This window comes from Streptomyces sp. NPDC044061, from assembly GCF_056434305.1.
The window spans coordinates 40,289-57,575 of the sequence record NZ_JBWKFL010000040.1 but is presented as its reverse complement, the minus strand read 5'-3'; the positions used below and the strand labels follow the sequence as shown (position 1 = coordinate 57,575).

Here is a 17,287-nt window from a genome sequence, read left to right as displayed (position 1 = left end):
TAGGGGATGGTGGCCGCCTCGTTGCGCATCAGTTCCCGCTCGGAGCTGAACTGCTGCCTCGGAGCGGGGGCGATGCGCAGGATGACAGGCGTCTCCAGGGTCTGCTGCAGGTTTGGGTGACAGGTTGACGTGCCCCACGGTTTGGGTTCCAGCTGCGGTGGCTAACTGGCGGCGGGGATAGACGCTGCGTAGCTCATCTCGCGACTCGCTCCTGCCTGCCAGGTTGTCGACCATTTACCCGTGGGCTACCCCACACCAAGATCTCTATCGGTTCTCCAGCACACGTCCTGCTGAAGAGCCCAGGTCACAGGCCGTGGCGTCGGGCTCCATCCCAGATCAGCTCAGGAGAGACAGCACCGACCATGGACTGCAGGCCGTGCGCACAGAAGAGCGCGATCAGTCCGGCGCCCCCAGCGTGGCGGCCACCAGTCCTCACAGCGGCCGAACGGAGCCGTTCGTGTTGCAAGCCGCCGTCGACGCATCGGGAGCTGCGGTCGTGCTGCTCCCCCGAAGCTCCGCTCGGACCTGGAGCAGCTCTTCGAGAGTGGACCGCCGCTGAGATGAATGCATTGGCCTCCACCGATACAGAAGTTGCCGTCACCGACCTGTCGGATCCCAGGAATGTCGTCCGGGTTCCGGCATGATCACCTTGTGAGACGTGTACCCAAGTGGGCTGGACCGCTGTATGTGGGCCTGGTCGTGGCATTCCTGGCGTGGTACACACGCGGCCATCCAATCAACGATCCAGGCACCGTGATCGGTATGTTCACCGGCCTGCTGGGGCTACCCACCACAGTGGTCGCCGTGCTCCGCCCCGGCAAGACCGGACCAGCCCCCGGCCGGCTGGAGGACATGGCCGACCAACTCGTTCAGGGGACGCGCCAGCAGTGGGAGGCCGAGGCGCAGCTACGCCGCCTCAACGACCCATTCCCGCTGTCGGTCGAATGGGAGGCGGCTGACGCGGATCTGGTCGAGTCTTGGTCGCGCTTGAAGGAGTTGGCTGGGGGCTGGCCTGGTCAGTCCCCAGCCAACTCGATGTGGGCTGTCAATTCGGAGGGGCTGTCAGGCAAGGGAGCCGACATCGACAAGGTCTTCGAGCGCGTCCCCACCCGCCGCCTGGTGGTTCTCGGCGAGCCCGGCACTGGCAAGACCATGCTTCTCATCCGCCTCCTTCTGGCCCTGCTCGAACGCCGCCCGCCCGGCGGCCCTGTCCCGGTCCTGTGCGCCCTGGCCTCTTGGGACCCGGAGCGGCAGGACCTGTACGCATGGATGGCCGACCAACTCGCCCGAGACCACCCCGCTCTACATGCCCCTGCCAACCTCCCAGAGCCCACTCCCAGCACCCAGGCACGCGCCCTGCTTGACCAACGACTGATCCTGCCCATCCTCGATGGCCTGGACGAACTCCCCGAAGCCATGCGCGCCCGAGCCCTGCAAGCCATCAACGAGGCACTACCAGCCGGACAGCCACTGGTACTTTCCAGCCGCACCGCCGAGTTTCGTAACGCCCTAACCCCACCAACGGGGACCACCGTGCTCCTGAACGGAGCTGCCGGCATCCGCCTCCTGCCCCTGGATCCCGCAAAAGCGGCCGCGTACCTGGAGCGCGACGCCGGCGGCCCCGGCACCCAGGCCGCAGCCCGCTGGAACCGCATCACCGCATCACTGGGCACTCACGTTCCCGCCTCCCAGGCGCTGAGTACCCCGCTCGGGCTGTTCCTGGCCCGCACCATCTACAACCCCCGCCCCGCCGAGGACTCCACTCACATCCCCGATCCCGACGAACTCCTCGACCAGTCCCGCTTCCCCACCCGCGAAGACGTCGACGCTCACCTGTTCTCCGCCTTCATCCCCGCCGCCTACCGCCCCCACCCCCGACATCCCTCTCGCTGGGACCCCAAAAAGGCCCAGCACTTCCTTGCCTTCCTGGCCCACCACCTTCAGCACAACCTCGATGGCACCCCCGACCTCGCCTGGTGGCAACTCCACAAGGCCCTCCCAAAACGCACCACCGCACTCGCGATCGGGCTTGTATGCGTGCTGCTGTACTGGCTTCTCGGCGCGCTTCAGTTCGCGTTAGCGCTGACTCTTGTGTCATCTCTGTACCCGCCCCTGACCAATCTCTCGATCAGCCCTTCGGCCGTATTTGTGACTCAACTCTTGTTCACGGTCGGACTCGGAGCGGTGACGGCCTGGCTTGCCTCGACCGCACAGGACAAGGGCCCACGGGCGGGGATCCGCTGGAGCCGACGAGGATACGTCTGGTTCGCGGCCGGACTCATGCTCGGGCTCGTAGCCTGGTTTGCGACCGGGTTCATGTACGGCTTCCGAACGGCGATCCCCTTTGGACTCTTCGTCGGACTCACACTCGGGCCTGTGCTCGGGCTCTGGGCCGGGCTCACGTCGGAACAGCCGGACCTCGCCAAGGCAGTGGGGCCGCGCGCGGTTCTGGCTCGAGACCGCCATACTTTCTGGATCATCACGCTTGTAGGTGGAGTGGCGGCCGGGATCGTATTCGGGATCACGTTCGGGATCTGGATGGCAAGAGCGCATCTGTTCTGGTTTGGCTGCTTTGGGGGACTCTTCGCGGGGCTGGCGGTCGGGAGCTGGAGCGGGCTCTCCAGGGCTGTATGGGCGATCTACCTGGTAGCGCGCGTCAGCCTGGCGATCCTCGGACGTGTGCCCTGGCAACTCATGAGATTCCTCGCCGACGCACATGAACAGAGAGGCGTACTCCGGCAAGTCGGCGCGGTGTACCAGTTCCGCCACCTTGATCTTCAACGGCACCTCGCAGAACGCCAGCCCTGACCGAGGGATACGTACTCAGCCGCCAGGAACATAGCCTCAGGACATGCTGCCCCGGCACACCGTCCCCGGAGCCGGGGTGCGGCCCGTGCGGAGGTAGTGGTCGACCTTCTCCGTGACGCAGCGGTTCTGCGGGTATGTGCCATGGCCCTCCTCCCGGGCCGTCAGGAGGACGCCGACGCCGTCGCCCAGGGCGCGGGCCATGTGGCGGGCGCCGGGGTAGGGGGTGACCGGGTCGCCGGCGCCGCCGACCACCAGGACGGGGGCCGCGCCGTCCGCGTCCACCTGGAGGGTGGCGTGCTCGCCGTCGAACGGCCAGTCGTAGCAGAGGTAGACGCCGGTGGACCAGGCTGTGCCGAAGACAGGTGAGGCGGCTTTGACGCGGGCCTTGTCCCGGGCGAGGCGTTCGAAGCCGGGGCGTAGGCTGGAGTCCGCGCAGGTGATCGCGACCAGGGCGGCGCGGCTGTTGTCGCGCAGGGTCGCCGCGCGGTCGGCGGAGCCGATGTCGTCGGCGCTCTTGCTCAGCGGACGGCCGTCGTTGTGGTCGATCAGCGCGGTGAGGGCCTTGGCGAGCGGCGTCCAGCCGTCCGTGCCGAGGCGGAGATGGTCGCTGATGGCGTACGCGAGGTCGTCGGCGTCGAGGTTCCTTCCGGCGCCGGCCGGGGCCGGCTTCTTCTCCAGGCGGTCGGCCAGGCGCGCCATGCGCCGCGCGGCCTCCTCGGGCCCGTCGCCGGTCGGGCAGTGACGGATACGGGCCGCGCAGTGCGCGGCGAACCGGTCGAACGCCGCCTGGACCGCCTTGACCTGCGACACCTGCTCCTCGTCGAGGTCCTCGGTCGGATCGACGGACGCTTCGAGGACGAGCCGTCCGACGTGCGATGGGTACAGGTGGGCGTAGACCGCGCCGAGCGCCGTTCCGTACGAGACGCCGAAGTAGTGCAGCCGCTCGTCGCCGAGGAGGTAGCGCATCAGGTCGAGGTCGCGCGCGGTGTGCGAGGTGCCGATGTACGGGAGGATCGCTCCGGAGTGCTCGGCGCAGGCGTCGGCCCCGTCGTGGCCGGTGTCGTCCGCGGTCTTTCCGCATCGCACGGGGATGGTCGCGCCGACGCCGCGCGGGTCGAAGGAGACCAGGTCGTAGCGGTCGAGGAGCGGCTCGTACTGGTTGAGGCGTTTAGGCAGTCCGCTCACGCCGGACACGCCGGGGCCGCCGAAGTTGAGGACGAGCGAGCCGATGCGCCGGGCGTTCGGCCCGGTGGCCTTGCGGCGGATCAGGGCGACGTCGATCGTTCTGCCGTCCGGTTTCCGATAGTCGAGGGGGGCCTTGATGGTGGCGCAGTCGTAGCCCGTGCGCGCGGTGGGCGGTGAGGTGCAGCGGGACCAGTGGAGGTGCTGGCCGGTGGTGAGCGCGGTGGGCAGACCGGCGGGCGGGTTGTTCGCGGTGAACTCCGTACGCGGCTCCGTGCTCCGGCCGGGGGCGTCGTGCTGGAGCCAGGCGCCGACGGCCCCGATCGCGGCGAGGACGACCCCGGCGATGATGCGCGCGCCGACCGAGAGGCCTGGCCTGCGGCTGCGTATCGGATGTGCGTCACTCATCTAAGTCCCCGCGCTCCCGCCCTTGGACGCGCGCCCCGTTCCCGCATGCCCGTACCCGTGATCGTCCGATCGCCGAATGCGTTCAGGATACAAGCCTCGAGCTCGATGGCACTTACCAGCACCACTTCCAGGGTGCGCGGGCCGTGCACGCCCTCGACCCGGTCCAGTTCGATGTCGGGTCACGGAAGGGGCTGAGATCCAGGTCAGCGGGCGGGTCGGGTCGAGGCGTTCGAGCGCCCGGGGGCACGGAGGGCACGACCTGGTCCGGAACCCTGACGACACAGATGTGATGGTCGGGGACGAGTGTGATGCGGCGCCGGCCCTGATCGGGGCCGCCGTCGAGCACGATCGTGCCGGTCTCGGCGATGGCCACCGCGCAACCGGTGACGACCCGCGCGGCCCCGTCGAGGTCGTACGGAGTGGTCTCGGCGGTGTCCGGAGTCTGATCGGCGCCGGTCGTCGTGAGCCACCTTGGGTCCAGTCCCTCCGGCACGACCACGGACTTCGAACCATGGCACGGGCCCTATGGGCTCATAGCTTCAGTCGGGCTGGTGCGGCGACGCTGAGCTGGCTCTGCGGGCGACGAAGATGCGTCCTCGGCCGTCCCATCCAGTGGCGCTCCGCCAAGCTGCCTGCCCCACGGCGACGAATCGGGCGACGGCGGCGAGCCGCTGGGCCGGAAGGGGTGGGCTCGCCCGTCGCATGTCGTGTGGTGCTGCAGGCGCTTGCAGCGACGGAAACGGCCCCGCACCGCTGGGTGCGGGGCGCGAGGCCGGGCAGGAGGGGTCAGTGCTGGCGGTGGGTTGTGGCGCTGCCGCCGTGCTGATTGACGCGGGCGAGGATGGCGGTCAGGAGCGCTTCGGTGTCCCGTTGGTAGGGCAGTTGCTGGTCGGCGGAGTTGTAGAAGAGTTCGTACACGTCACCGCCGTCGTTCCAGCTCGCCTGCCAGCTGCCGTGGGCGTGGATCGGTGGTGGAGGCGGACCGCGATGCCGTCTGCGGTGGTGCCGCTGAAAGTCACTTCCGAGCTGTCGGCGAGTGGCAGTGTCACATACTGCCCGGCGCTGTCCCGGTCGGACAGGCAGAGGACGCCTGAAGCACGAAGTCGGGTTAGCGGGACGGTGATGCCCTCTTCGGAGGAGTTGTCACTAGTGGGCTGCGTGCGCTCGGACATGATGGTGTCCCCTTTTTCTTCGTGAGTGGGATGGGGGCCGGGCCACGCGGTGGCCGTAGAGGTCCGACTACGGTCTGGCGGCCGTGAGGCCGCAGCGCACGTGAGAGGGGGTGTGCGGCGAGCTCACCGGCAAGACCCACCGTGGGGTGCGCCGGAGATGGCCTGATGCCACCCCGCCGCCGACGCCAGGCCACACGCCACAACGCCCTGAACGAGGCGGCACAACTTGCCGACCGGCTCCAGCGGGCCGGCTACACCAAACGCGACATCGCCCGCATCATCGACCGGGACCCCTCCTTGGTCTCGCAGTTCTACACCAAGAACAAAGGCGCAGCCTTCGTCCCCGCCCTCCGCGAAGTCCTCACCGCCATCGAAGCGGGCGGCATCACCGACCTGCCCGAACTCACCGCCATCGCCGCCCGCCGCATCACCCGCCGCACCACCGCCTCAGGCACCCGCGCCCGCGTGCGCGGCAAAGCCGTCCTGATCACCCCCACCGGCACCGGCACCGGCCGCGTCGCCGCCCAGGCCATCGCCTCCGGATCCACCCGCCTACGCCCCCTGATCGCCGGAGCCGCCCGACAGGGCCTGCGCCTGGCCTTCACCGTCCGCCTCGCCAAAACCGGCTACGTTCACCCCTCCGGCAGCCGCACCGACTCACCCGGCATCCGCCGCAGCGTCATCCAACGCACCGACCACTCCGAAGAACGCTCCTACGGCTCGGCCCAGACCGGGGGCTTCGACGCCACGGACATCGCCCGCCGAGTCGACGCCACAGGCGGAGACGTCACCGCCGCCATCCACCAGTGGCTCGTAGAAACAGGACGCATCCACCCGGACGCGCACATCCTCCACCTGGAAGTACGCACCTGGCGTCCCCGATAGCCCACCTCACCGCCACGACCTGCCCGGTGCAGACTTCCTGCTGACGCGTCGCCTCGATCTCACCACCCCCGCTGCCCCTGCGGCCTGGCCGGCGGCCTGTGTTCCGTCCGCAAGGGCATCGAGTCCTCCCAACGACTGGGACAGCACCGCTGGGTCGTGGAGCGAACCGTGTCCTGGCTGTCCGGCTGTCGGCGACTCCACCACCGCTACGAGCGCAAGCCCGAACACTTCGAACTCCATCGCACCCCTTCAGCTGGGGCGTTGCGACGACTCCTAGAACCCAAGTTCAGGCGCCGGGGCCTTTGCCATGTCTCCAGGTCCACGTCACACGCCCGATCTCTTCGCCTCCGGTGGCCACACCACGTTGATGGTCAGGCCTGCCGAACGGGCCGCGGCAACGGTGTCAGCCGTTCCTCCACCTCGGCCCGTGGGGACGCTGCCGTCCCAGACCGCGATCAGGCGGTCCGCACCCTGGAGCAGGCGCAGGTTGGCGGCCTCGTAGGCGGCCCGGTTTGCGTGCTCGTACGGCATGACCACCACTTCCTCGGCGGCCTCGCTCAGGGCGTCGAAGTCGGGTCGGTCCACCGGGCGGACCACTGCCTCGCGGTAGTCATGAGAAGGGATGATCGCTGACAGGCGGCCGCCGAGGGCGAGCACTTCCTCGGCGAAGATGGTGTCGGCACCGCGGGCCAGGCACGAGCGGCCGACGAGCATGTCGTCGTGCAGGCCCGCCAGCAGCTCGCGCAGGGCCGCTCGCACGGCGCCGGTTGCATCGTCGGCCAGGTCCATGTGCCCGGTGACGGCGATCGTGGCCATTCGAGAGCCCCCTTCGGGACGCAGCGATTCGCCAGTCACTTTATCCGGTCTGCCGTGCACGGTTCGTCCGGGTGGGTCAGACGGCGAAGACGAAGCCGAGAACATAAGTGACGGCGAAGAGGAGTGGGATCCAGCGCTCAACCCGGTTCAGCGGCAGGTAGACGCGCCAGTTGCGGCCCTCGGCGAGCACCTGCCACTCGGCGGCCACGAAGGCCCGGGCCGGCAGCCGCTCCTCCAACGCGCCGATCACCGCGAACTTCCCTCGATTCAGTTGGTGGTAGGAGCGGACTGTGAACCACCAGGTGACGCACATGCCTACCAGGACGACGAGCACCGCCATGAGCAGAAGGAACGGGGGCCCGGCGCGGTGCTCCCGGGACAGCCAGGCGCCGAGGAAGGCGAGCAGGGCGCTGTGCAGGGTGAGGAAGAAGGTATTGGCGAGGTTGCGGCGGGCGCTGACCCGGTCGGCCATCTCCACGCACAGCTTGTACTGCTCGAAGACCGCAGCCTGGTACGGGGCGGCTGCTTCGGCGTAGTTATTAACACCGATGTCCTCGTTCCACAATGAATCACTGATCTCGGCCATAAAGCCATCTTCCCGTCGTCAAGGCTGCGGCCAAACCTCCGCAAACGGTACGTGCGTTGCGGCAGGATTGGACATAACTTCGAGAAGAAGAGGGTGAGTTGCTTGGATGACGGAGGCTCGGGCGAACTCGACGATCTGCTCGCGATCGCCCCGGAGCATCTGCGCAGGCATCCCCGGTTGCTGTACCACCGGCGGGCGGGGCAGACGGCTGCGAGGGCGCGAGCGTATGCCAGAGGTGGTGACTCGCAGAAGTACGACGACATCGCCTACCGGTATCGGTGCGCCTGCCCGGAGGATGGGCTGACTCATATCGAGACCCTGGCCGGACTCGCTGTGCGTGAGCAGCGGCTCCGGCGGCTGCGGCTGCCGGAGGACGTGGCCCGGCTCGCTGGTCAGCTCGATTACCTGGCGCACCGGGGCCTCGAACTGCCGGCAGGACGCTCCGCATACCGTTTCGCGGGGGGTCTGCTGCAGGTGCTGTCGGTACCCGGCCACGAGGTCAAGGGAAGGTTTCCGGTCGCGGCTCCGACCCGGGCGCTGGAAAAGCTCGCCGAGCCGCAGGACGTACGGTCGCAGCCCACGGAACTGGTCCGGCGTGAGCTGTCCGGCTCCTGCTGGCTCCCGCTGGACCAGCTGATCCGCGCCGGGCGTTTCCCGGAGATGCGGGAGGCGGCGCCGGCACTCACGCGCGGTGTCCGGTTCGATTGCCAGCACGTGTTCGTCTCGCATCGCTGGCTGAACGAGGACCGCCCCGACCCGGACGGCAGGCAGGCCCGTCTGGTCGCCTGGCACCTGTTCGACGCGCTGTGCGAGGCGGTACGGGTGGCCCGCCGCCGTGGACTGCACAGACCTCGTCGGATGGTGCGTTCGTTGAACGTGGCGATCGGGGCGGCGGGTTCGGACCTGGTCGAGTGTCTGGTCGTACAGGTCCTGCGGGAGGTTCTAGACGAGGCCGGACTGGCTGCTGTCGCCGTTGAGGTGGAGCGCCTCGACGCGGACACGGCCAGGCCGGAGGCAGTACGCGTCGGCGACGACGACATCGGGCTGGTGCGGCTGCGGGCTCTGCTCGGCGAATTGCCCGGACTGCAGCCGCTGCTGGCCCGGATCCAGCTCTGGTACGACTACAGCTGCATACCTCAGGCGCCACGTACCCCCGAGGAACAGCTCCTCTTCGAGCAGACCCTCAAGACGCTGACGTTCCTCCAGGGCGCGGCCCGTACCCTGGTGGTTCTTGACGACATCAACGACTACCTGGGCCGGGCCTGGTGCAGCCTGGAGGCAGCGACGGCGCTCCTCTTCGCATCCGATGGCCGCCCCGACGTATTGGGGTCACTTACGCCCGACGGCCGTGCGGGCGCGCTCTGGTCGGGAGGGACGGAGCCCGACACCGAGGCCGAGAGGCTGCAACGGCTGGTGCTGGACCGGCAACTCGTCATCTGGCGTGGCCTGCTGGACACCGAGGTGTTCCGGCAGCAGACCCGCGAGGAGTGTCTGAGTCGTCTGGGCCTGTCCATGACGGACCCGGGCGACCTTTCATACATCTACGACAGTCTGCTCGGCGTGGCTTTCCCGAACGGCCGCTCCAGTGGGAACGCCCTGGTCACCGGCGTGTTCCCGTTTCCCGAGATGAGCGAGGGCCGGGCCCTCGTGCCGTCGCCGGACTACGAAGGGTTCTTCACGGGCGATCCCGACCGGTGTCTACGGCCGGTCGGGACGGTCCATGGGGCGGGCGCGATCGACCTTGCCGGATTTGCCCGGGAGCGCCGCTATGGCGACCGGGCACCCGAGGTGCCCCCGTACTGGCGCACAGCGGGTCTGCCGGTGCGGGGGCCGCGCTGCCATGTCGCGGTCGTCGCGGAATGCGAGAGCGAGGCCGTCCTCATCTCCTCCTGGGTACAGCGGGAGCACGAGGAGCTGGAGTGGCTGCTGGGGGCGAGCGTCGTCTCGGGCAGCTGGATCGCGGTGGATCCGGTCCCGGTGGGCTGGCTCGTCGACGGCCGGTTGCGGCTACGGCCGGTGCGAGTCGAGGCGTGGGCCGTGGTGGGCAAATCCGGGCTCGTGCACAACGACGTCGGCTGGGCGTTGTGTCGGCTGCTGTACGAGGCACGGATACCAGTCGTCACCGTATCCCTTGACGAGTACGGCACGAACGTCAGGCAGGTCGTCGGCGACATGACATCCAGGGAACCGATCAGCGCTCTCCTGACCGGGTGGGACACGCTGCCTGAGCACTCGGCAGGGCTACTCCAGATGCACCTGTACCGCTATCTCCTCCAGCCAGAGGCTCCTGTCGTATGAGCGCGTCGCCAGTGGGGGAGCACATAGGGGGCGAACTCGGTCAGGTGCTTCGCGCCCTGAGCTCAGCCGAGCAGGCGGAGGACCACGAACGGTTCCGTACGTTGTGCCGGCAGCATGCCGCCGAATTGGACGCCCGCCGGGAAGAGTGGCTGCGGGCGCCCGATGCCCTGCACGACGCCATTCGCAGCAATCCGGACTCCTACCTCCCCTACATGGGCATACTCTGGAGAATCGCCGCGGAACTGGATGCCCTGGGGCACCCCGACGCGCTGCGCCGACTATCGGGCGCGGGCGAGCCGGGCAACATAATCGAGCAGCGGCATCAGGCGCAAATACTTGCGGAGGACGGGGAGTTCGAAGCCAGCGAGGCGGTGTTACGCGAGCTGCTCGCCGACTGTGTGGGGGGCAGCGACTGGACGGCAGACATTCACAGCCTTCTCGCCCAATGCGCGGTCAGGAGGGACGACCTCGACACGGCGATCGAACATGCCCGTCGCGCATACGACTTCGCCCTGCGCGCGGGACAGGGCGAAGGGAGCACGAGAGGCGTACTCGATTCTCTTCTCACCGCTCGCGAAGTCCGCCGGGGCACTCCCGACGGGCGGCGACTCGCCGCCTGCCGGGAGACGATCACGTACGCGCAGCGGCTCAGTGACCGCGCTCGGTTCACGGACAGTATTCGGATCCTGCACCGCCTCCGCGACGAACTGGCTGCCTCCCCGCCGCAGTCGCAGGCCCGCGGGTACAGTGGCAAGATCTACGGCCTGCTGGGTCTGAACTACTTCCGCTCGGGCGACCTCGACCGGGCCCGGAGGTGGACACGCCAGGCTCTTGAGGAATGCCGGAACCGACAGGACCGTAGCGGCGAGGAGGTCTACACGGCCAACCTGAACGAGATCGACCGTGCGGACCGGTCGTGACCCGACATCCCTCAGGACAGGCTGAACGTGGCCAGGGGGAGTGCTACCGACAGCACCGGTACACGCGCGTACGGCCCTTCGCCGCACCCGCCGATCTTGGAGGTGCCGGCAGGACGATGTCGCACGGAACGGTTGGCTGGCTCAGCGTGACGTCGTGCGTCCGCATGACGGTCCGTCACCTGCTTGCAGGGCTGACATGAGAGCGACGGTTGCACCGGCTGGCGTTTGCGGCGTGCCGTGTGCAGTGGTGATGATGTGCTGTATGTCTGAGCACGGGGGAGCGGTCGACGGGCCGCAGAGGGTTCCACGGTCGCGACTTGCGGACTACGCGGATATGACTGACGCGTCGGCCGCTCCTGAGCCGGTGACGTCTTCGCGTGAGCAGCGGGATACGCAGCAGGGAGAACATCCGCCCGCTCTAGAGCCTCTGCGTGAAGCCGCACGCGAGTTGCCCGAAATAGCGGCACGGAGGCGGGAGTTCGCGGCGCTGCTCGGCGAGTTCCGCCGTACCCCCGTGCTTGTTCCGCTCGGCGACGGCCCCGGCCCGGACGAGGAACGCGGCTTGATGACTGCGGACTTGGGCGGCATCCGTTTCATCCTGGCCTTCTCGGACGAGCAGGCGTTGGTCCGTTACGCGGTGGCACGCGGCGAGGCGGCGCGTGAGTGGACGTACCAGACGATCCTCGGCGCGCGTCTGCTGGATGTGGCGGTGCCCGCGGTCGGGGTGCCCTGCGGGGTGGCACTGGACTGCGCGGACGGCGAGGAGGGCATGGTGCTCCCGCCGGTGTGCGGGATCGTGCCGGACGAGGCGGCACTTGACTTCGACATCGACGTTGGCAGGGACGCGGGGGGCGCGGCGTGAGCGGTGAGGGCAAGGATCTGAAGACCGAGGGGCTGGCGCTGATCGCCAAGGGTCTGACCGAGGCGCTGGGCGAGTTGAAGGAGCTGGGCATGGTGGGCGAGGCCGGGGCCGGGCGCGGCTTCGGCGACATTGCCCTGTCCGGGCTGGAACTGGGCCATGACGGGCTGACGGGTGAGTTCACGTCGTTCTGCGAGCGCTGGGAGTGGGGCGTGCGGTCGCTGATCAACGAGGGCAACGGGTTCGCCGAGAAGACGAGTCTGGCGGCCGGCACATACTACGAGACCGACGAGTACGTCGAGGGCACCTTCAAGGTCGTCACCAACGCGGCCATCGGCAATCCGTACGCCTCCGAGGAGCAGGTGGAGAAGATGGGCTGGGGCGACATCGCCACGTCAGGGGTGTACGGCGGCAACGTGGACTACAGCAAGGCCTCCTTCGACCAGGCCATGGCCAACAGCGGGCAGGCCTGGAAGGACGCGGGCCGGGACGTGATGACCTCGCACACCATCGGCCCGGTGCCGGGCCTGAACCCGGAAGATTTGCACGGCGCGTTCGGGGTGTCGGACGACGAGTACAACCAGTACCTGGACGACACCTTCGGCCCCTCTCCCGAGGCCCGCGCCAAGGCCGCCGAGCAGGGCGGTGAGGGCTGATGGGACTCGGAGACGTAACCAACTCGCTCCTGGGCGGCGCGGAGGACCTCTACGACGCGGGCAAGAAGAAGCTCGGCGAGGGCGTCGACTGGGCCACGGACAAGGTGGGCGAGGGCCTGGACAAGGTCGGTGCGCACGACTGGGCCGACAGTGTGGAGGACTGGGGTGACGAGGTCGCCTCGGACCTGGGCGCCACGCCCGGCGAGCAGCAGCTCGGCCAGACCGAGGAGGCCAACGAGCTCGTCCACGGCGATCCGGACAAGATCCGTGAGAGTGCCAAGCACCTGCGGGACTTCCACGGCGCCTTCGACAAGGTGAGTTCGGGGCTGAAGAAGGTCGACTCCTCCGGCTGGCAGGGCGAGGGCGGCGACGCGTTCCGTAAGAAGTTCGGCGTCCATCCCACCAAGTGGGCACAGGCATCCGAAGCCTGCTCATCGGCGGCGGGGGCGCTGGAGTCGTACGCGGGCACCGTCAAGTGGGCGCAAGCCCAGGCCAAGGAGGCCGTGGAGCTCTACAAGAAGGGCGTGAAGGCGTCCAAGGACGCCGTCGACGCGTACAACAAGAAGGTCGACGCCTACAACGCCAAGATCAAGGCGAACGAGGACCCGGGCCCCAAGCCCGAGCCGTTCAAGGACCCCGGCAAGGCCGACGTCAAGGCGGCCGCCGAGAAGCTCGCAGAGGCCCGCAAGCAGCGCAACACGGCCGCCTCCGAGGCGCAGGGCAAGGTGAAGGCGGCCCTCGCGCACGCACCCGCCGAGCCCCCGCCGCTGGAGCGCCTCGGCAACGACTTCACGGACGGCTACCAGGCCGCCAACACCGAACTCACCCACGTGGTTGGCGGCGCTCTCAAGGGCACGGCCGGGCTGCTGAACTTCGCCCGTGGCCTGAATCCCATGGACCCGTACAACCTCACTCACCCGGCCGCGTACCTGCAGAACGTCAACATGACGCTGGCCGGCCTGGTCTCCACCGCCTCCCACCCCGAACGGGTCGTCCAGGCCGCCGTGGAGGGCTTCAAGAAGGACCCCTCGGAGTTCGTCGGCCGCCTCATCCCGGAACTCATCGGCACCAAGGGCGCGGGACTGGCCCGCGGCGGGATGCGGCTCGCGCTGAAGGAGGGCATGGAGGGGGTTGCGGAGCAGGGGCTGCGCAAGACCGCGCGGAACGCGGTGGAGGACGGGGCCGAGAACGTGTCGCGGCAGCCGGGCGCAAAGATCTGCGAGAAGGACCCCGTCGATGTCGCGACCGGTCGGATGGTGCTGCCACAGACCGACGTCTCGCTTCCGGGGCAGTTGCCTGTGGTCGTCAAGCGCCAGTTCGAGTCGTCGTACCGGCTGGGTGGCTGGTTCGGCCCCACCTGGTCCTCAACGCTCGAACAGCGCCTGGAGATCGACGCGGCGGGTGTTGTCCTCGTCGGCGAGGACGGCCTGGTGCTCGCCTACCCACACCCGGCCCCCGGCGTGCCCACCCTGCCCAGCCACGGCCCGCGATGGCCACTCGACCGCACGGACGGCGGCTACACGCTGACAGACCAGAAGTCGGGCCACATACGGCACTTCACCGACCGCTCCGACACTCTGGCGGTGCTGGAGCAGCTCGACGACCGCAACGGCAACTGGATCACGTTCGAGTACGACGCCGACGGCGCACCCCGGTCTCTCACCCACAGCGGCGGCCATCGCCTCCGCATATCCACCGAGGCCGGCCGCGTCACCGCACTGCACCTGGCCGGCGCGGCCGAGGACGGCGGGGACCAGGAACTGATCCGCTACGGCTACACCGACGGCCACCTCACCGAGGTCGTCAACTCCTCCGGCCGCCCCCTTCAGTACGTGTGCGACGAACTGGGTCGCATCACCTCCTGGACCGACACCAACGACAGCCACTTCAGCTACGCCTACGACGAAGAGGACCGCTGCACCCACCAGTCGGGCGCCGCGGGCCACCTGCGCTCAACCTTCGCCTACGGGGCAGTTGCCCCCGACGCCGGCGAACACACGACGACCGTCACGGATTCGTACGGTCACACCACCCACTACCTGATCAACCGGCGCTGCCAGGTGATCGCTGAGATGGACGCACTCGGCGCGGTCACCCGCTACCAGCGCGACCGTTACAACAGGCTGCTGTCCCAGACCGACCCCCTCGGGCATACGACCTCGTTCCGCTACGACGACGCAGGCAACCTGGTCACAGCGACCCGCCCGGACGGCCGCGAGGCACGGGCCGAGTACAACGCCCTCGGCCTGCCGGTGAAACTGGTCAATCCGGATGGCACGGTCACCCGGCAGACCTTCGACGAACGCGGCAACCTCACCTCGGTCACCGACCCGTCCGGTCAGACCACCCGCTTCGGCTACGACGAGGGTGGTCGTCTCACGTCGATGACTGATCCCCTCGGCCACACCACCGGAATCGTCTGCGACCGGGCCGGACTGCCGTTGACGGTCACCGACCCCCAGGGCGCGGTGACGCGATACGAGCGCGACGCCTTCGGCCGCACCGCTGCGATCACCGATCCAACCGGCGCCACCACACGTCTGGAGTGGACAGTGGAGGGCCGCCTGTCCCGGCGCACAGCTCCCGACGGCACGAGTGAGTCGTGGACATACGACGGTGAGGGCAACTGCACCAGCCACACCGACCCGGTCGGGGGCGTGAGTCTGTTCGAATACACGCACTTCGACCTGCCCACCGCCCGTACTGGCCCGGACGGGGCACGCTACGAGTTCGAGCACGACACCGAGCTACGCCTGTACCAGGTCACCAACCCCCAGGGCTTCACCTGGAACTACGCACATGACGCGGCCGGGCGGCTGGTCGCGGAGACGGACTTCGACAACCGAACCCTCACCTACGCGTACGACTCCGCAGGCCGCCTGGCCTCGCGCACCAACGCCCTCGGCCAGACGATCGCCTTCGAGCGCAACGAACTGGGCCAGATAGTGCGCAAGGACGCCGCCGGGCAGATCACGACGTACGCCTACGACTTCACCGACCAGCTGGCGCAGGCCACCGATCCGGACGGCACCACGCTCACCATCCTGCGCGACCGCCAGGGTCGTACGGTTTCGGAAGCGGTCAACGGCCGGGCACTGACCTACGCCTACGACGAGCTCGGTCGCCCTACCAGCCGCACCACCCCCGGCGGCGCCACCACGACCTGGTCCTACGACGCGGCCGGGCGCCGCACCAGCATGACCGGCTCCGGCCGGAGCATCGACTTCGTCTACGACGAGGCGGGCCGCGAGCTTGGCCGCCGCATGGGCCACATCACCCTGGAGCACTCCTTCGACGCCCTCGGCCGCCTGACATCCCAGTCCGTACTGGGTCCGGCCGGTCGCAGGACGCAGCACCGCCAGTACACATACCGCGCCGACGGTCACCTGATCGGCATCGAGGACCAACTCTCGGGCACGCGCCGCTTCGATCTGGACGTGACCGGCCGGGTGACGGCCGTTCATGCGGTGAACTGGGCCGAGACCTACGCCTACGACGCGGCGGGCAACCAGACCTCGGCCTCCTGGCCGGCAGGTCACCCCGGCCAGGAAGCGATCGGCAAGCGCACATACACGGGTACCAGCCTCACCCGCGCCGGCCGGGTCCGCTACGAATACGACGCCCTCGGCCGCATCACCCTGCGCCAGAAGACCCACCTGTCCCGCAAACCCGACAGCTGGCGCTACACCTGGGACGCCGAAGACCGCCTGACCTCCGTGACCACCCCGGACGACACCCGCTGGCGCTACACCTACGATCCGCTGGGCCGGCGCACCGCCAAACTCCGCCTCGCCGACGACGGCGAAACCCTCGTCGAACGAGTCGACTTCACCTGGGACGGCACGGTTCTGTGCGAGCAGACCACCACATCCCACGACCTTCCCCACCAGGTCACCCTCACCTGGGACCACCAGGGCCTACGGCCGGTCACGCAGACCGAACGCATCGTCGCGGGCGACGCACCCCAGCAGGAGATCGACTCCCGCTTCTTCGCCATCATCACCGACCTCGTCGGCGCCCCCAGCGAACTCCTCGACGAGCGGGGAGAGATCGTCTGGCGCACCCGTGCCACCCTGTGGGGCAGCACCACCTGGGCGAAGAACAGCACGGCATACACGCCGCTGCGTTTCCCCGGCCAGTACTACGACCCCGAAACCGGCCTTCACTACAACTACTTCCGTCACTACGACCCCGAAACCGCCCGCTACGTCACCCCCGACCCCCTCGGACTCGTCCCCGCGCCCAACCCGGCCGCCTACGTGCCCAATCCCCATATGTGGGCCGACCCGCTCGGGCTGAAGTGCGAGCCGCCGGAGGGATACACCTCCCAGCCCGCTTTCAAGAACGATCCCTACCACCCCGACGCGGTGCAGCGGCGGATCGACGAGATGCGCGAGTTGTACGGGATCAAGGAACGTCCGCCGAGCGGCATGATCGGAGCCAATGGGACCCAGGTGACAAGCAAGACCATGTGGAACCACGGGCCGTACCGGATCGACGTGGAGAATCCGAATCCAGGGCAGCGGGCCGGGCAGTTGCATTTCCAGGACCAGAGCAACCCCACTGCGAAGTATCAGTACAATTTCGACGAAGGGAAGTTCGACGGATTGCCGCGCTCGGTTGAACGGGAAGTCAGCAAGATTTCTGGTTTCGAAGCGGGTGTCCGCAAGGGGCTCAGGGTTCTGGGAGAGGATTAG

Annotated in this window: 11 protein-coding genes and 2 pseudogenes; 8 read left to right on the top strand and 5 right to left on the bottom strand. The window is 68.5% G+C overall.

From position 1 onward, the window contains the following. Positions 1-687: 687 nt before the first annotated feature. Positions 688-2,808, top strand: coding sequence for an NACHT domain-containing protein (locus AC07CM_RS40630; protein WP_478881555.1), 2,121 nt, complete (start codon positions 688-690; stop codon positions 2,806-2,808). Positions 2,809-2,844: 36 nt separating this feature from the next. Here AC07CM_RS40630 and AC07CM_RS40625 read toward each other — a convergent pair whose 3' ends face one another. From AC07CM_RS40625 to AC07CM_RS40615, 3 genes and pseudogenes are all read right to left on the bottom strand, one after another. Beyond that, positions 2,845-4,398: an alpha/beta hydrolase gene (locus AC07CM_RS40625; RefSeq protein WP_478881554.1), complete on the bottom strand. Its 1,554-nt coding sequence runs from the start codon at positions 4,396-4,398 to the stop codon at positions 2,845-2,847. Then, a pseudogene (locus AC07CM_RS40620) lies at positions 4,395-4,909 on the bottom strand (LutC/YkgG family protein); the annotation flags it as partial. The gene AC07CM_RS40625 and the pseudogene AC07CM_RS40620, both read right to left, overlap by 4 nt. Positions 4,910-5,184: 275 nt before the next feature. After that, the gene (locus tag AC07CM_RS40615; protein WP_478881553.1) at positions 5,185-5,316 is read right to left on the bottom strand and encodes a hypothetical protein; all 132 of its coding nucleotides are present in this window, start codon (positions 5,314-5,316) and stop codon (positions 5,185-5,187) included. A 419-nt stretch (positions 5,317-5,735) separates the two neighbouring features. Here AC07CM_RS40615 and AC07CM_RS40610 point away from each other — a divergent pair, with 419 nt between their 5' ends. Beyond that, positions 5,736-6,455, top strand: a complete 720-nt coding sequence (locus AC07CM_RS40610; protein WP_478881552.1) for a helix-turn-helix domain containing protein — start codon at positions 5,736-5,738, stop codon at positions 6,453-6,455. Positions 6,456-6,563: 108 nt separating this feature from the next. Then, positions 6,564-6,674 (top strand): annotated as a pseudogene (locus AC07CM_RS40605) (IS5/IS1182 family transposase); the annotation flags it as partial. A gap of 105 nt (positions 6,675-6,779) precedes the next feature. On the opposite strand, the gene AC07CM_RS40600 reads toward AC07CM_RS40605, so the two are convergent. Both AC07CM_RS40600 and AC07CM_RS40595 read right to left on the bottom strand, forming a co-directional pair. Further along, on the bottom strand, positions 6,780-7,271 hold the full coding sequence (locus AC07CM_RS40600; protein ID WP_478881551.1) for a hypothetical protein: 492 nt from the start codon (positions 7,269-7,271) through the stop codon (positions 6,780-6,782). 76 nt (positions 7,272-7,347) lie between these two features. After that, complete coding sequence (locus AC07CM_RS40595) at positions 7,348-7,857, bottom strand: RipA family octameric membrane protein (protein WP_478881550.1); 510 nt, start codon at positions 7,855-7,857, stop codon at positions 7,348-7,350. A gap of 102 nt (positions 7,858-7,959) precedes the next feature. Here AC07CM_RS40595 and AC07CM_RS40590 point away from each other — a divergent pair, with 102 nt between their 5' ends. From AC07CM_RS40590 to AC07CM_RS40570, 5 genes are all read left to right on the top strand, one after another. Beyond that, a complete protein-coding gene (locus tag AC07CM_RS40590; protein ID WP_478881549.1) occupies positions 7,960-10,155 on the top strand; it encodes a hypothetical protein in 2,196 nt (731 codons plus the stop codon). A gap of 44 nt (positions 10,156-10,199) precedes the next feature. Next, positions 10,200-11,075: a tetratricopeptide repeat protein gene (locus AC07CM_RS40585; protein ID WP_478881548.1), complete on the top strand. Its 876-nt coding sequence runs from the start codon at positions 10,200-10,202 to the stop codon at positions 11,073-11,075. Positions 11,076-11,640: 565 nt separating this feature from the next. Beyond that, positions 11,641-11,937: a hypothetical protein gene (locus tag AC07CM_RS40580; RefSeq protein WP_478881547.1), complete on the top strand. Its 297-nt coding sequence runs from the start codon at positions 11,641-11,643 to the stop codon at positions 11,935-11,937. Then, positions 11,934-12,590, top strand: a complete 657-nt coding sequence (locus AC07CM_RS40575) for a hypothetical protein (RefSeq protein ID WP_478881546.1) — start codon at positions 11,934-11,936, stop codon at positions 12,588-12,590. Before AC07CM_RS40580 ends, AC07CM_RS40575 begins: the two co-directional genes overlap by 4 nt. Next, complete coding sequence (locus AC07CM_RS40570) at positions 12,590-17,287, top strand: putative T7SS-secreted protein (RefSeq protein ID WP_478881545.1); 4,698 nt, start codon at positions 12,590-12,592, stop codon at positions 17,285-17,287. Before AC07CM_RS40575 ends, AC07CM_RS40570 begins: the two co-directional genes overlap by 1 nt.

Coding starts and splice junctions, on each gene's coding strand:
- AC07CM_RS40610 (WP_478881552.1), top strand. CDS start 5,736: ATGCCACCCCGCCGCCGACGCCAGGCCACACGCCACAACGCCCTGAAC.
- AC07CM_RS40595 (WP_478881550.1), bottom strand. CDS start 7,857: ATGGCCGAGATCAGTGATTCATTGTGGAACGAGGACATCGGTGTTAAT.
- AC07CM_RS40570 (WP_478881545.1), top strand. CDS start 12,590: ATGGGACTCGGAGACGTAACCAACTCGCTCCTGGGCGGCGCGGAGGAC.
- AC07CM_RS40600 (WP_478881551.1), bottom strand. CDS start 7,271: ATGGCCACGATCGCCGTCACCGGGCACATGGACCTGGCCGACGATGCA.
- AC07CM_RS40625 (WP_478881554.1), bottom strand. CDS start 4,398: ATGAGTGACGCACATCCGATACGCAGCCGCAGGCCAGGCCTCTCGGTC.
- AC07CM_RS40580 (WP_478881547.1), top strand. CDS start 11,641: ATGACTGCGGACTTGGGCGGCATCCGTTTCATCCTGGCCTTCTCGGAC.